We start from the raw sequence: 13,786 nt of genomic DNA on the forward strand, positions 1-13,786 counted from the left end.
CCCTTCCGTATGCTCGGATCATGACCGACAGCAGCGCGCTCGACCCCGAGGACCGCAAGATCGTCACCCTGGCCCGTTCCGCACGGGCCCGCAACGGCGTGCCCGAGGGGGCCGCCGTACGGGACGAGACCGGGCGGACCTACGTCGCCGGCACCGTGGCCCTCGACTCGCTGAGGCTCAGCGCCCTGCGGACGGCGGTGGCGATGGCCGTCGCCTCGGGCGCCCGCTCCCTGGAGGCGGCGGCCGTCGTCACCGACGCGGAGTCGGTCGCCGACGAGGACCGGGCAGCCGTCCGGGACCTCGGCAGCGCGCGGACGCCGGTGCTCCTGGCCGGGCCCGACGGGACGGTCCGGGCCACGCTGACCGCCGGCTGAACTCCCCCCACGACCGGGGGGGAGAAACGAGAACCGGCATCCCATGAGACGCGACAGCTTCGCCGCGGGTGCGGCGCCGGCGGCCTCGGCCCTCGCGGCCGCCGTGCTCGCCCTCGCCCCCGCGGCCCACGCCGTCACCCCGGTGACCGCGACGATCAGCGCCGACTGCGGCCGCTTCGGCAGCGGCCGGGGCACGCTCACCGCCACGCAGAGCGGCACCGCCGTCACCGTCACGGTCAGGTCCTCGGCGATCACCGCCCCGATCTCCCTCGGCAAGGACACGCTCACGTCCACCCTCACCCTGGTGCGGGCCGGCGGCGGCACGGTCTCCTTCACCGGCAGGGCGAACCCGGCCCTGGCGGCCGGCGCCCCCGTCCAGGTCGGCCCCCTGCGCGGCACCGTCGCCCGCGGCGACCGCCTGGAGGCCCACGGCGGGTCGCTGCGGCTGACGGCCTTCGGCCTCACCGCCACCTGCACCGCGGCCGGGCCGCAGTCGCCCGGCCCGTTCGTCTTCGACTGAGCCGCACCGCGCTGCGGAGGGCCCGGGGAGCACACGGGTGCGGGGCGGACGGACCGCTGTGCGGAGCGGCCCGGAGGATCAGGGAGAATGGCGGCATGAGTGTGCGCGCAGAGTCCTCCGAGAAGTCCGGCGAGACCGCCCATCGTGCCGGCTTCGCCTGCTTCGTCGGCCGCCCCAACGCGGGCAAGTCCACCCTGACGAACGCTCTGGTCGGGCAGAAGGTGGCGATCACCTCCAACCGGCCGCAGACGACCCGGCACACCGTGCGGGGCATCGTGCACCGCGAGGACGCCCAGCTGATCCTGGTCGACACCCCGGGCCTGCACAAGCCGCGCACGCTGCTCGGCGAGCGGCTGAACGACGTGGTGCGCACCACCTGGGCCGAGGTCGACGTGATCGGCTTCTGCCTGCCCGCGAACGAGAAGATCGGCCCGGGCGACCGCTTCATCGCCAAGGAGCTGGCCGGGATCAAGAAGTCGCCGAAGGTCGCGATCGTCACCAAGACGGACCTCGTCGACGGCAAGACCCTCGCCGAGCAGCTGATCGCCGTCGACCAGCTGGGCAGGGAACTGGGCATCGAGTGGGCGGAGATCGTCCCGGTCTCGGCGGTCGGCGACCAGCAGGTCCAGCTGCTGGCCGACCTCCTGATCCCGCTGCTGCCCGAGGGCCCCGCGCTCTACCCCGAGGGCGACCTGACGGACGAGCCCGAGCAGGTCATGGTCGCGGAGCTGATCCGCGAGGCCGCCCTGGAGGGGGTCCGTGACGAGCTGCCGCACTCCATCGCCGTCGTGGTCGAGGAGATGCTGCCCCGCGAGGACCGCCCCGCCGACAAGCCCCTGCTGGACATCCACGCCAACCTCTTCATCGAGCGCTCCAGCCAGAAGGGCATCGTCATCGGCCCCAAGGGCAAGCGCCTGAAGGAGGTCGGCATCAAGTCCCGCAAGCAGATCGAGGCCCTGCTGGGCACGCCCGTCTTCCTCGACCTGCACGTGAAGGTCGCCAAGGACTGGCAGCGGGACCCCAAGCAGTTGCGGCGTCTGGGGTTCTGATCCCGGGCTGGCTAGGACGCGGTCGCGAAGCTCGCCCACACGGCGTTGCCGCCCGTGAGCGGCGAGCGGACGACCCCCCAGGCGTCCGCCACCTCCCGGACCAGCAGCAGACCCCGCCCGCCCTCGTCGTCCGGGCCCGGGCAGCAGGCGGGGATGCCGCGCCCGGTGCGGTCCCCGTCGTGCACCTCCATCCGCAGCCGGGCGTCGGTCAGCAACTGCACCCCGCACAGGATCCGTTCGCCGAGCGTGTGCAGCACGGCGTTGGTGACCAGTTCGGACACCAGCAGCACGGCGTCGGCGCACACCTCGTCGGGCACCTGCCACGAGACCAGCCGGTCGCGCAGGGCCCGCCGGGCCAGACCGGCGCTGGTCCGCAGCGGCGGCAGCTCCAGCCAGTCGGCGCGGCCGGGGCGCACCGCCTCGAGGAACCGTGGGACGGACGTCGTGTGGGGGGACACGGGGGGTCGCCTTCCGTGGGGGGTGGAAGAACAAGTAACTATGCTCGCAGCGCAGTTCAGACTGCAACCATCCTCGCGATACGCATCAGTCCTTCACCGTCCGGCCTTTCGTCCGGTCTTTCAGCATGTCCCGGTACCAGTGGTACGAGGACTTCGGTGTGCGCTCCTGGGTGGCGAAGTCGACGTGGACCAGGCCGAAGCGGCGCGCGTAGCCCTCCGCCCACTCGAAGTTGTCCAGCAGGGACCACACGAAGTAGCCGCGCACGTCCACGCCCGCCTCCAGCGCCGCGTGCAGCGCCCGCACATGGCCGTCCAGATAGGCGATCCGGTCCTGGTCGTCGAGACCGGGGTAGGAGCACCCGTTCTCGGTGATGACCACGGGCGGGAGGCGGTCGCCGTAGCGGTCGCGGAACGTCGTGAGCAGTTCCGTGAGGCCCTCGGGCACCACCGGCCAGCCGAAGTCGGTGACCGGCCGGCCCTCGATCCGCCGTACCGAGAAGGGCAGTTCCGCGGGCATGGTGACACCGCCGAACTCGATCTCCGTCCCCTGCGGCGCCCCCACCCTGGTCGGGGCGTAGTAGTTGATCCCGTACCAGTCGAGGGGCTCGGAGATCACCTCCAGATCGGCGGCCACGTCGCCGGGCATCAGGTCGCCGATGCCGTCCGGGTAGCGGCCCAGCAGCAGCGGGTCCGCGAACAGGCGGTTCAGCAGCAGGTCGTAGAAGTCGGCGGCCTCCCGGTCCGCCGTCGCGGCGGAGGCCGGCCAGGTCGGCCCGTGCGAGTTGGCGATCCCGATGTCCGTGGCGCCCGCGGCCCGCAGGGCCCGCACCCCCAGCCCGTGGGCCAGCAGCTGGTGGTGGGCGACCGGCAGCGCGTCGAACAGCAGCCGCCTGCCGGGCGCGTGCACGCCCAGTGCGTGGCCCAGCAGGGTGTGCTCCGCGGGCTCGTTCAGCGTGATCCACTTGGTCACGCGGTCACCGAGCCGGCCCGCCACCCGCTCCACGTACGCGGCGAAGCGCGCGGCCGTGTCCCGCTCCAGCCAGTCCAGGTCCGCCGGCAGGTCCCAGTGGAAGAGCGTGGGCACCGGCCGGACGCCCGCCGCGCACAGCTCGTCCACCAGCCGGTCGTAGAAGTCCAGGCCCCGGGCCGAGCGCACCCGCGGCCAGGACACCGAGAAGCGGTACGCGTCCACGCCGAGGTCCGCCAGGAGTGCCACGTCCTCGCGGTACCGGTGGACGTGGTCGCAGGCCACCTCGGCCGTCGAACCGTCCTTCACCCGCCCCGGCCCGGCCGTGAAGGCGTCCCACACGGAGGGTTCGCGCAGCCCGGCCGCGCCCTCGATCTGGTGCGCCGAGGTCGACACGCCCCAGAGGAAGCCGTCGGGGAAGCGGGGGATCGCCTTGCCTGCGTCAGTCGCCATGCGCTGGATCATCCGTACCGTCGGTAACGGAAGTCAACGGCCGCGTGGGAACGGGCCGTCGGCCCCGCTGCCCGTCACGCCCCGCCCCCGTCACGCCCCTTCCTTCAGTACGCGCGAGATCAGTCTGCGCTGCTCGTCCGTCAGCCGCGGGTCGGCCGCGTAGACCGTCCTGCCGTCGACGGAGATCTGGTAGCTGAACCCGTCGGGGACGCCGACCGGCGGTGTGCTCCGGCCCGCGGCGACGGCCTGCTCGGCCAGGGCGTGCCACTCGCCGGCGTCGGAGCGGCCCGAGGTGTCGACCTCGGCGTACCGCTCGATGCCCGCGAACCCGCCCGTGCGCCTCACCTGAATCCGCATGGCACCTGTCTAGTACGGAACTACGGGGTCCGCACCCCGACCCTCTCCCACGCCTTCGACACCGCGTCCAGCTCCTCCCCCTCCCCGTACCGCGCCCGGGCGGCCGCGACGGTGAGCGCGGCGAAATCTGCGAACAGCGCCTGCTGCTTCAGCTCTCCGCCGGTCAGCACGTCGTACCAGATCTGCCCCGCCCGTTCCCAGGCGTGGCCGCCCAGGGCCGTGGCCGCGAGGTAGAAGGCGTGGTTGGGGATGCCCGAGTTGATGTGGACACCGCCGTTGTCCCGTCCGGTGCGCACGAAGTCGTCCATCGTCGCCGGCTGCGGGTCCTTGCCCAGCACGTCGTCGTCGTAGGCGGTGCCGGGTGCCTTCATGGAGCGCAGGGCCGTGCCCGTCACCCGCGGGGCGAGCAGGCCCGCGCCGATCAGCCAGTCGGCCTCGGCGGCGGTCTGGCCGAGCGTGTACTGCTTGATCAGCGCGCCGAAGACGTCCGAGAGGGACTCGTTGAGCGCGCCAGGCTGCCCGAAGTAGGTGAGGTTGGCCGTGTACTGCGTGACGCCGTGCGCGAGTTCGTGGCCGATCACGTCGACCGGGAGCGTGAAGTCGAGGAAGATCTCGCCGTCCCCGTCGCCGAAGACCATCTGCTCGCCGTTCCAGAAGGCGTTGTTGTAGTCGCGGTCGTAGTGCACGGTCGCGTCCAGGGGCAGGCCGTCGCCGTCGATGGAGTCCCGGCGGTAGGCGTTCAGGAACAGCTCGAAGGTGGCGCCGAGGCCCGCGTAGGCGCGGTTGACGGTGGCGTCCCCGCCCGGCTCGTCGCCCTCGCCGCGGACCCGTTGGCCGGGCAGGTCGGTGCCGTGCCGGGCGTCGTGGATCGTGCGCCGCGGCCGGCCCCCGGCGGCGGAGGGGACGGCCGCGGCGCCGAGGACCGTGGTCAGCCGGCGCCGGGTGCGCTCGAAGGCGTCGCGTTGCAGGGTGCGGCGGGCGGGACCGGCGAGTGCGGGGTCCTCGGCCTGGGCGAGCCGGTCGAGGACGTGGGGCGGCACGATGGTGCAGAAGACGGGCTCGAAGCCCCCGTGCGTCGTCATGTCCGGCACCTCTGCACTGCGTGACCGTGCTGTCACTACTCGCCACCATGATTGGTGAAATACCGGGACACAGGTGCTCACGCGCTGTAGCGGAGTGGTATGGCGCACTTTTTGTCCCGTATGGGCGTCCGGTCCCGCATACTGATACGACCCCGCGCGCCGGAGAGGGCTCGGCTAGCATGCTGCGCATCATGCGTTTCGGGCTGCTTCTCCTTAGCTGCCGCGGCGAGGGCCTGTAGTCGAGGCCGACTCCCTCCCCGCGGAGCTTGGTGCTGCGTCGTCGGCCGTCCTTCCGGACACCCCTTGAGGAGCCACCGCATCATGGCGAACCGCCAGCAGCCCAGTTCCCTGCCGATCCACAAGTACGGCCGCTACGAGCAGGTCGACATCCCGGACCGCACCTGGCCGGACCAGCGCGTCACCACCGCCCCCCGCTGGCTCTCCACCGACCTGCGCGACGGCAACCAGGCCCTGATCGACCCCATGTCGCCCGCCCGCAAGCGCGCCATGTTCGACCTGCTGGTGAAGATGGGCTACAAGGAGATCGAGGTCGGCTTCCCGGCGTCCGGCCAGACCGACTTCGACTTCGTGCGCTCCATCATCGAGGAGCCCGGGGCCATCCCCGACGACGTCACCATCTCCGTACTGACCCAGGCCCGCGAGGACCTGATCGAGCGCACGGTGGAGTCGCTGAAGGGCGCCAAGCGCGCCACCGTGCATCTGTACAACGCCACGGCCCCCGTCTTCCGCCGGGTCGTCTTCCGCGGCTCCCGGGACGACATCAAGCAGATCGCCGTCGACGGCACGCGCCTGGTCATGGAGTACGCCGAGAAGCTGCTGGGCCCCGAGACCGAGTTCGGCTACCAGTACAGCCCGGAGATCTTCACCGACACCGAGCTGGACTTCGCGCTGGAGGTCTGCGAGGCGGTGATGGACGTCTACCAGCCGGGACCGGGCCGCGAGATCATCCTCAACCTGCCCGCCACCGTCGAGCGCTCCACGCCCTCCACGCACGCCGACCGCTTCGAGTGGATGGGCCGCCACCTCTCCCGCCGCGAGTACGTCTGCCTGTCCGTGCACCCGCACAACGACCGCGGCACCGCCGTCGCCGCCGCCGAGCTGGCGCTGATGGCCGGCGCCGACCGCGTCGAGGGCTGCCTGTTCGGGCAGGGCGAGCGCACCGGCAACGTCGACCTGGTCACCCTGGGCATGAACCTGTTCTCCCAGGGCGTCGACCCGCAGATCGACTTCTCCGACATCGACGAGATCCGCCGCACGTGGGAGTACTGCAACCAGATGGAGGTCCACCCGCGCCACCCGTACGTGGGCGACCTGGTCTACACGTCCTTCTCCGGCTCCCACCAGGACGCCATCAAGAAGGGTTTCGACGCGATGGAGGCCGAGGCGGCCGCCAAGGGCGTCACCGTCGACGACATCGAGTGGGCCGTGCCGTACCTGCCGATCGACCCCAAGGACGTCGGCCGCTCCTACGAGGCGGTCATCCGGGTCAACTCGCAGTCCGGCAAGGGCGGTATCGCCTACGTCCTGAAGAACGACCACAAGCTGGAACTGCCCCGCCGGATGCAGATCGAGTTCTCGAAGATCATCCAGGCGAAGACCGACGCCGAGGGCGGCGAGGTCACGCCCAAGGACATCTGGGCCGTGTTCCAGGACGAGTACCTGCCGAACCCGCAGAACCCCTGGGGCCGCATCCAGGTCAGGAACGGCCAGTCCACCACCGACCGCGACGGCGTCGACACGCTCACCGTCGAAGCCACCGTCGACGGCAAGGACACCGTGCTGACCGGTACCGGCAACGGCCCGATCTCGGCCTTCTTCGACGCGCTCCAGTCCATCGGCATCGACGTACGCCTGCTGGACTACCAGGAGCACACGATGAGCGAGGGCGCCTCCGCGCAGGCCGCCTCCTACATCGAGTGCGCGATCGGCGACAAGGTCCTGTGGGGCATCGGAATCGACGCGAACACGACGCGCGCCTCGCTGAAGGCCGTCGTCTCGGCCGTCAACCGCACGACGCGCTGACCAGCCCTGCAGGCGATTCGAGGGCTCCGTCCGCCGTGGTCCGGCGGGCGGAGCCCCGTCACATACCGGCCAATTGCTGTGAGGGTCACGGAAAGGTCTCCTCCGGGGTGCTGACTCCTCGTCCCGGATGTGGCTAACATCACGCAAGCGCGGCGACGTTGCCGCGCGGCGTGACGGAGGTGCGACGTGCTGCCAGGACGGGGACGAAACGGCCGTGCCGCCGGGCTTGCCCGCATCCTGGGCACCCGTACCGCGTGGACGGCCGCCGGTGACGGGGAGTTCTTCTGCCCCGGCTGCGGCGGTGACCGCAACTACCAGCGGCTGACCGGGCAACGGCGCTTCGCCGTGTGCGGTGTGCCGGTGCTGCCGCGCGGCGAGACCGGACCGGTGGTCGAGTGCGCCGCCTGCCGCCGCCACTTCGGCACCGACGTCCTGGACCACCCGACCACCACCCGCTTCTCCGCGATGCTCCGCGACGCCGTGCACACCGTCGCCCTGGCGGTGCTCGCCGCCGGGGGCGCCTCCTCCCGCTCGGCACTGGAGGCCGCCGTGCTCGCCGTGCGCGCGGCCGGCTTCGACGACTGCACGGAGGAGCAGCTGGCCGCCCTCGTCGAGGCGCTGGAGGCGGACACCGGCCGCATCACCGGCGAACCCTGCGGCGCGGGACTGGCCATAGAACTCCACGAGGCCCTCGACCCGCTCGCCCCGCACCTGGCCACCGTCGGCCGCGAGTCCATCCTGCTCCAGGGCGCCCGCATCGCCCTGGCGGACGGGCCCTACACCCCGGCCGAGCGGGACGTCCTGGCCACCGTGGGGGCGGCACTGACCCTGTGCACGGACGACGTCACCCGGCTGCTGGCGGCGGCCGCGCGCACGCCGTCCTGACGTCCCGACGTCCCGACGTCCTGACGTCCTGACCTCCGGCCCTTGCGGGCTCCCGGGCCCCCGGGGCTCCCGGGCTCCCGGCGGGAGGGCGCAGGAGCGCCTCAGAGCAGTCCGGCCGCTTGCAGGTGCCGGGCGACCCGCTCCACCTCGTCCGGCGACAGCGGCACCTGCGGTTCCGCCGTGACGGGGCAGTCGATGACGCCCCGCAGGTGCAGGGCCGCCTTGAAGGCCCCGATCGCCGAGGAGTTCGGGCCCATGCGGGCGGCGTGTCCCGCCGACACCAGACCGAACAGGGCGCACAGGCGCTCCTGTTCGGCCCGGGCCCCCGAGAGATCACCGGCGCGGTGCAGCCGGTCCAGACGCACGTAACCGTCCGGGTCGACGTTGCCGAGGCCGGGCACGGCCCCGTCGGCGCCCATCGCCAGGGCCGCGTCGACCAGGAGCTCGGAGCCGGTCAGCACGCTGAACCCGGAGGCCGGCCGGTGGTCCCGGACCCCGGTGACGACCCGGCGGAAGGCTGCCAGGTCGCCGCTGGAGTCCTTCAGCCCGGCGAGCACGCCGTCCGCGGCCAGTTCCAGGACCACCTCCGCCGGCAGCTTCGTGTGGACCGCGACGGGGATGTCGTAGGCGAGGACGGGCACCGGGCTCGCCGCCGCGACCGCGCGGTAGTGGCGGGCGATCTCCGCCGGGTGGGTGCGGGCGTAGAACGGGGCCGTGACGACGACGGCCTGCGCCCCCGCCGCCGTCACCGCCGCGACGTGGCCGAGGACACGGGGCGTCGTCATGTCGATCGCCCCGGCCAGCACCGGCACGTGCCCGCCCACGTGCGCGGCGACCGACCGGACGACCAGGGTCCGCTGGGCGTCCGTCAGGTAGGCGGCCTCGGAGGTCGAGCCGAGCACGAACAGGCCGTGCACCCCGGCGGCCACCAGGTGGTCGACCAGCCTGAGCAGCGACGGGACGTCCACCTCGCGGTCCGGTGTCAGGGGTGTGCAGACGGGCGGGACGACGCCGGTCCACGGGGCGTTCGGCATGGGGCCTCCATCGGGTCGCGTCGGTGGACGGGGTCCGGGGCCGGCCCGTCCTCACCGGCACGATGGTGGCAGGTCCGCCTCCGCTTCGGCTGTAGGTGAACCGGCTTGCCGGGCCCGGCCGGTGGGGCTGGGATGGTCCCAGCGGGAGCGGCGGGAAGCGGCGAGGAGCGACAGGGGCGAGGGACGGAAGGGGCGGCGTGGACGGGACGGACGACCTGTGGGAGGAGAGCGGCGCCGGTGTCCTGCGCCTGCCCTCCGGCCGTCTGATCCGCGGCCGGGGCCTGCGCCGCCCGCTCGATCCGGCCGCCCCCGCTCCCGCCTTCGGCCTGTACCTGCTGGGCGGACCGCCACCGGAGGTCCCCTGGGAGGCGGACTGGATCCGCTGGCCGGACTTCCGCCTCCCGGCGGACCGGGCGGCGGCCCGCACCGCACTGACCCGGGCATGGCAGCGGTCCGCGGGCGAACGCGTGGAGATCGCCTGCGCAGGCGGCCGGGGACGCACGGGCACGGCCCTGGCCTGCATCGCCGTGCTGGACGGCGTCCCCGGCCCGCAGGCGGTGGCGTACGTCCGCCGCCACTACGACCGCCACGCGGTGGAGACGCCCTGGCAGCGGCGCTACGCACGCCGGTTCGGCGAACCGTCCGGGGCCCGCCGGACCGGACACGGGCCGGGTCAGCCGCAGTAGAGATCGGCCGCGGGACGCTTCCCCGTGGCCAGGAAGCGGGAGACCGTCCGGTCGCCGCAGGCGTTGCCGTTGGCCAGGTAGGCGTCGTGGCCGGTGGAGTTCACCGTGACCATCACGGCCCGCTGCCCGAGGGCCCTGCGCAGCCGGAGGGCACCGGCCAGCGGGGTGGCGACGTCGCGCTCGTTCTGCACGAGCAGGATGTTCGAGGGGCCGCGGCCGGTGATCCGCACGGCCGGTTCCTTCGGCGCGTACGGCCAGGCCGCGCACGCCATCGGCCCGCGCGGCATGCCCGCGGTCAGCGGATGCCTCACCCGGCTCTCGTCGACGCTCTTCCGGTACGCCGCGGCGGAGTCCGGCCAGTCGACGTCGTTGCAGATCGTCCCGACCCCGACCGCGGTGACGTTCTGCAGCACCGGCTCGGGAGGGGTGTCGGGCACGGGCGGCACGGTGCCCCGGCGCGCGGCGAGGATCGCCCGGGCCAGCACCGGGTAGTCGTCCGGGTCGTAGAGGCTCGACAGCATGGTCTGGCGCAGTGCGTTGCCGTCCAGCCGGGGCGGGTTGGCACCGGGCCAGGGCAGGGGGACGCGGTCCAGGCGCGCGGCGAGGCGCAGGAAGCCGGAGCGCACCCGGGCGGGGGTCCGGGCGACCCGCAGCGGGTTGCCCGGCCGGGACGCCCACGCGGCGAACTCGGGGAAGTTGTCCTCGACGCCCGTCTCGAAGGCGGCGAGCCAGCCGCGGGTGACACGTGTGGGATCGGGGTCGTTGTTGCTGTCGAGGACGACGCGGTCGGTGCGATGGGGGAACAACTGGCTGTAGACGGCGCCGACGTACGTGCCGTAGGAGACGCCCCAGGCGGAGATCCGCTCCTCCCCGAGGGCGGCCCGGACCCGGTCCAGGTCGCGGGCCTCGGCGGCGGTGCCGAGGTGCCGGATCAGGTCGCCCCCGGCGCGGGCGCAGGCCCCGGCCGTGCGCCGCGCCGTGGCCATGTTCTCGTCGAGCGACCCGTCCGGGCCCGGCCAGGGCAGGAGCTTGGTCGGCCCCAGGTCGGCGCGGTCGAGACCGCAGTCGACGGCGGTGGAGGGCGCCATGCCGCGCGGGGCGAATCCGACCAGGTCGTAGGCGTCGCGCACCTTCTGCGGGAGCTTCTGGCCCTTGCCGGACGGGTCGGACAGGCTGTCCCCGCCGGGACCGCCCGGGATGAGCAGCAGGACCCCGCGCCGGGCGGAGGGCTTCTCGCTCGCGATCCGGGAGACGGCGATCTCGATCTGCCGCCCGCCGGGATCGGAGTGGTCCATGGGGACCGCGACGGTGGCGCACTGCTGCCGGGGGTCGAGGCCGGGCCCCTCGCACGGGGTCCAGGTGAGGGAGCGGGATCGGGCCGGGGCGGCGGACGACGCCGACGGGACGGCGAGCCCGAGCAGGACGGCACAGGCCGCGGCCGACGAGGCGATGCGCGTGAGCTGTTTCCTGTTCATGCCAGGAGCCTGACACCGGATCACCCCTGCCGAGGATGCGGCCAACTCCCTTGTCGCGCAGGGGGTTTACCCCCTGCCCGGGGTGGGGGGCGCCGCGCCGGAGACCTGTGCGGCGGCGTGCGGGGCGCAGGGCACAGACCGTCACCGAGTATAGGCGCGGAGCGTCACCGAGAGGACGCGAAGAGTGAAAATGCGAGGGGGAGGGGAGCACGGTAAAGCCAGGTCAGCGGCGCTCGGCGCCACAGAAGCGGAGGACGCGGTGAAGGAATTGCGGGCCGTACTCGCCGGGGCCGGAAACAGCCGGCCGTCATGGGGCCCCGACCCGGCGGGTTTCGCGCGGAAGGCGCTCTGGACGCTCCCCGGAACGGCCCCCGGGAGGGGCCGGACCACCTCGTGCGGCGTCCGTCGGCCCACGGCGGTGCCGCGATGAGGCCCCCGGTCGGCGCGTACGTCGTGGACACCCGCAGCGAGCGCATCGGCATCGTCATGGGGCACGAGGGGCCCTACGTCCAGCTCAGGCCGTACGGAGGCGGCCGGGAGTGGGACGCCGACCCCCGCGCCGTCCGGCACGCCACCCCGGCCGAGCGGCTGAGCGCGGCGACGGCCCACGCCAACGCGCGCAGCCGGGGCGAAGTCCCTTGACCCACCTCACGGCCCGGGGGGTGCGCGCGTAGGCGAGAATGGGCGCATGAGTCTGTTCCGCGACGACGGCATCGTGCTGCGCACCCAGAAGCTGGGTGAGGCGGACCGGATCATCACGCTGCTCACCCGCGGTCACGGGCGCGTACGGGCCGTGGCGCGCGGCGTGCGCCGGACCAAGTCCAAGTTCGGCGCACGCCTCGAACCGTTCTCCCACGTCGACGTGCAGTTCTTCGCCAAGGGCAGCGAACTGGTCGGGCGCGGGCTGCCGCTGTGCACCCAGAGCGAGACCATCGCGCCCTACGGCGGCGGGATCGTCACCGACTACGCCCGCTACACCGCCGGCACCGCCATGCTGGAGACCGCCGAGCGGTTCACCGACCACGAGGGCGAGCCGGCCGTGCAGCAGTACCTGCTGCTCGTCGGCGCCCTGCGCACCCTGGCCCGGGGCGAGCACGCCCCGCACCTGGTCCTCGACGCCTTCCTGCTGCGCTCCCTGGCCGTCAACGGGTACGCCCCGACCTTCGGCGACTGCGCGCGGTGCGGGATGCCCGGACCCAACCGCTTCTTCTCGGTCGCCTCGGGCGGATCCGTCTGCGCGGACTGCCGGGTGCCCGGCAGCGTCGTACCCTCGCCCCAGGCCCTGGAGCTCCTCGGCGCGCTGCTGACGGGAGACTGGGCAATCGCGGACGCGTGCGAGGCGCGCCACGTCCGGGAGGGCAGCGGGCTGGTGTCCGCCTACCTGCACTGGCACATGGAGCGCGGCCTGCGCTCGCTGCGCTACGTCGAGAAGTAACAAGCGAGAAGTGACAAGCAAGCAAGCCGAGGAGACGAGACACACATGGCCGTACGCGGGATCCTGGGACGCCAGCGCCGCGAGTACAGGACGCCGGAGCCGCACCCGTCCGGCGCGCGGCCCCCGAGGCTCGGGGAACTCGTGCCGCAGCATGTGGCGATCGTCATGGACGGCAACGGACGCTGGGCCAAGGACCGCGGCCTGCCCCGCACCGAAGGGCACAAGGTGGGTGCCGAACGCGTGCTGGACGTGCTGCAGGGCGCCATCGAGATGGGCGTGGGCGCCATCTCCCTGTACGCCTTCTCCACCGAGAACTGGAAGCGGTCGCCCGACGAGGTGCGCTTCCTGATGAACTTCAACCGGGACTTCATCCGCAAGACCCGCGACCAGCTCGACGAACTCGGCATCCGGGTGCGCTGGGTGGGCCGGATGCCCAAGCTGTGGCGCTCGGTGGCCAAGGAGCTCCAGGTCGCCCAGGAGCAGACGAAGGACAACGACCGGCTGACCCTGTACTTCTGCATGAACTACGGCGGCCGGGCCGAGATCGCTGACGCGGCCAAGGCGCTCGCCGAGGACGTCAGGAGCGGCCGGCTCGACCCGTCCAAGGTCACCGAGAAGACCTTCGCCAAGTACCTGTACTACCCGGACATGCCGGACGTGGACCTGTTCCTGCGCCCCAGCGGCGAGCAGCGCACCTCCAACTACCTGCTGTGGCAGAGCGCTTACGCCGAGATGGTCTTCCAGGACGTGCTGTGGCCCGACTTCGACCGGCGTGACCTGTGGCGGGCCTGCCTGGAGTTCGCCTCCCGGGACCGGCGCTTCGGCGGGGCGATCCCGAACGAGGAACTGCTGGCCATGGAGGGCAGGCAGCCCTAGGTTCTGTCTCTTTGGTCAGCGCCGGGTCCAGATGAGGATGCCCGCGAGGTGGAGTGCGGCCTGGTAGGCGATCGCGAGCTTGTCGGTTCGGG

Annotated in this window: 15 protein-coding genes; 9 read left to right on the forward strand and 6 right to left on the reverse strand. The window is 72.8% G+C overall.

The annotated features are described in order from the left end of the window. The first annotated feature begins 20 nt into the window (after positions 1-20). The 3 genes from ACH4C6_RS22770 to era all read left to right on the forward strand — a co-directional run bounded on the left by ACH4C6_RS22770 (position 21) and on the right by era (position 1,943). Positions 21-374: a cytidine deaminase gene (locus ACH4C6_RS22770; protein ID WP_398110408.1), complete on the forward strand. Its 354-nt coding sequence runs from the start codon at positions 21-23 to the stop codon at positions 372-374. Between the two features lie 43 nt (positions 375-417). Further along, complete coding sequence (locus ACH4C6_RS22775; protein WP_398110409.1) at positions 418-894, forward strand: hypothetical protein; 477 nt, start codon at positions 418-420, stop codon at positions 892-894. Between the two features lie 95 nt (positions 895-989). Beyond that, positions 990-1,943, forward strand: a complete 954-nt coding sequence (gene era, locus ACH4C6_RS22780; protein ID WP_398110410.1) for a GTPase Era — start codon at positions 990-992, stop codon at positions 1,941-1,943. Between the two features lie 11 nt (positions 1,944-1,954). Here the strand turns inward: era and ACH4C6_RS22785 are convergent, their stop codons facing one another. The 4 genes from ACH4C6_RS22785 to ACH4C6_RS22800 all read right to left on the reverse strand — a co-directional run bounded on the left by ACH4C6_RS22785 (position 1,955) and on the right by ACH4C6_RS22800 (position 5,260). Continuing rightward, the gene (locus tag ACH4C6_RS22785; protein WP_398110411.1) at positions 1,955-2,401 is read right to left on the reverse strand and encodes an ATP-binding protein; all 447 of its coding nucleotides are present in this window, start codon (positions 2,399-2,401) and stop codon (positions 1,955-1,957) included. A gap of 85 nt (positions 2,402-2,486) precedes the next feature. Beyond that, positions 2,487-3,821 (reverse strand): GH1 family beta-glucosidase, encoded by a 1,335-nt coding sequence (locus ACH4C6_RS22790; protein ID WP_398110412.1) that lies wholly within the window; start codon positions 3,819-3,821, stop codon positions 2,487-2,489. Between the two features lie 90 nt (positions 3,822-3,911). Beyond that, positions 3,912-4,178 carry a protealysin inhibitor emfourin gene (locus ACH4C6_RS22795; protein WP_398110413.1) on the reverse strand — a complete coding sequence of 89 codons (267 nt, stop codon included), beginning with the start codon at positions 4,176-4,178 and terminating at the stop codon, positions 3,912-3,914. 20 nt (positions 4,179-4,198) lie between these two features. Then, complete coding sequence (locus ACH4C6_RS22800) at positions 4,199-5,260, reverse strand: M4 family metallopeptidase (RefSeq protein ID WP_398110414.1); 1,062 nt, start codon at positions 5,258-5,260, stop codon at positions 4,199-4,201. A 321-nt stretch (positions 5,261-5,581) separates the two neighbouring features. Between ACH4C6_RS22800 and leuA the strand changes: the two genes are divergently transcribed. Both leuA and ACH4C6_RS22810 read left to right on the forward strand, forming a co-directional pair. Beyond that, positions 5,582-7,303, forward strand: coding sequence for a 2-isopropylmalate synthase (leuA, locus tag ACH4C6_RS22805; protein WP_398110415.1), 1,722 nt, complete (start codon positions 5,582-5,584; stop codon positions 7,301-7,303). Positions 7,304-7,489: 186 nt separating this feature from the next. Beyond that, entirely contained in the window at positions 7,490-8,188 is a 699-nt protein-coding gene (locus ACH4C6_RS22810) for a TerB family tellurite resistance protein (RefSeq protein WP_398110416.1), read from the forward strand. A gap of 101 nt (positions 8,189-8,289) precedes the next feature. Here the strand turns inward: ACH4C6_RS22810 and ACH4C6_RS22815 are convergent, their stop codons facing one another. Beyond that, on the reverse strand, positions 8,290-9,222 hold the full coding sequence (locus ACH4C6_RS22815) for a dihydrodipicolinate synthase family protein (RefSeq protein ID WP_398110417.1): 933 nt from the start codon (positions 9,220-9,222) through the stop codon (positions 8,290-8,292). A 197-nt stretch (positions 9,223-9,419) separates the two neighbouring features. Between ACH4C6_RS22815 and ACH4C6_RS22820 the strand changes: the two genes are divergently transcribed. Next, positions 9,420-9,908, forward strand: coding sequence for a protein phosphatase (locus tag ACH4C6_RS22820; protein WP_398110418.1), 489 nt, complete (start codon positions 9,420-9,422; stop codon positions 9,906-9,908). Here the strand turns inward: ACH4C6_RS22820 and ACH4C6_RS22825 are convergent. Continuing rightward, a complete protein-coding gene (locus ACH4C6_RS22825) occupies positions 9,896-11,383 on the reverse strand; it encodes an alpha/beta hydrolase (RefSeq protein ID WP_398110419.1) in 1,488 nt (495 codons plus the stop codon). The genes ACH4C6_RS22820 and ACH4C6_RS22825 overlap by 13 nt on opposite strands. A gap of 426 nt (positions 11,384-11,809) precedes the next feature. Here ACH4C6_RS22825 and ACH4C6_RS22830 point away from each other — a divergent pair, with 426 nt between their 5' ends. The 3 genes from ACH4C6_RS22830 to ACH4C6_RS22840 are packed head-to-tail and all read left to right on the forward strand — an operon-like array spanning position 11,810 to position 13,694. Next, positions 11,810-12,025: a hypothetical protein gene (locus ACH4C6_RS22830; protein ID WP_398110420.1), complete on the forward strand. Its 216-nt coding sequence runs from the start codon at positions 11,810-11,812 to the stop codon at positions 12,023-12,025. A gap of 46 nt (positions 12,026-12,071) precedes the next feature. Continuing rightward, positions 12,072-12,818: a DNA repair protein RecO gene (recO, locus tag ACH4C6_RS22835; protein WP_398110421.1), complete on the forward strand. Its 747-nt coding sequence runs from the start codon at positions 12,072-12,074 to the stop codon at positions 12,816-12,818. Positions 12,819-12,863: 45 nt separating this feature from the next. Beyond that, positions 12,864-13,694, forward strand: coding sequence for an isoprenyl transferase (locus ACH4C6_RS22840; protein WP_398110422.1), 831 nt, complete (start codon positions 12,864-12,866; stop codon positions 13,692-13,694). The last annotated feature ends 92 nt before the right edge of the window (positions 13,695-13,786 follow it).

This window comes from Streptomyces sp. NPDC017943 (genome assembly GCF_044328425.1).
Classification (GTDB): Bacteria; Actinomycetota; Actinomycetes; order Streptomycetales; family Streptomycetaceae; genus Streptomyces; species Streptomyces djakartensis_A.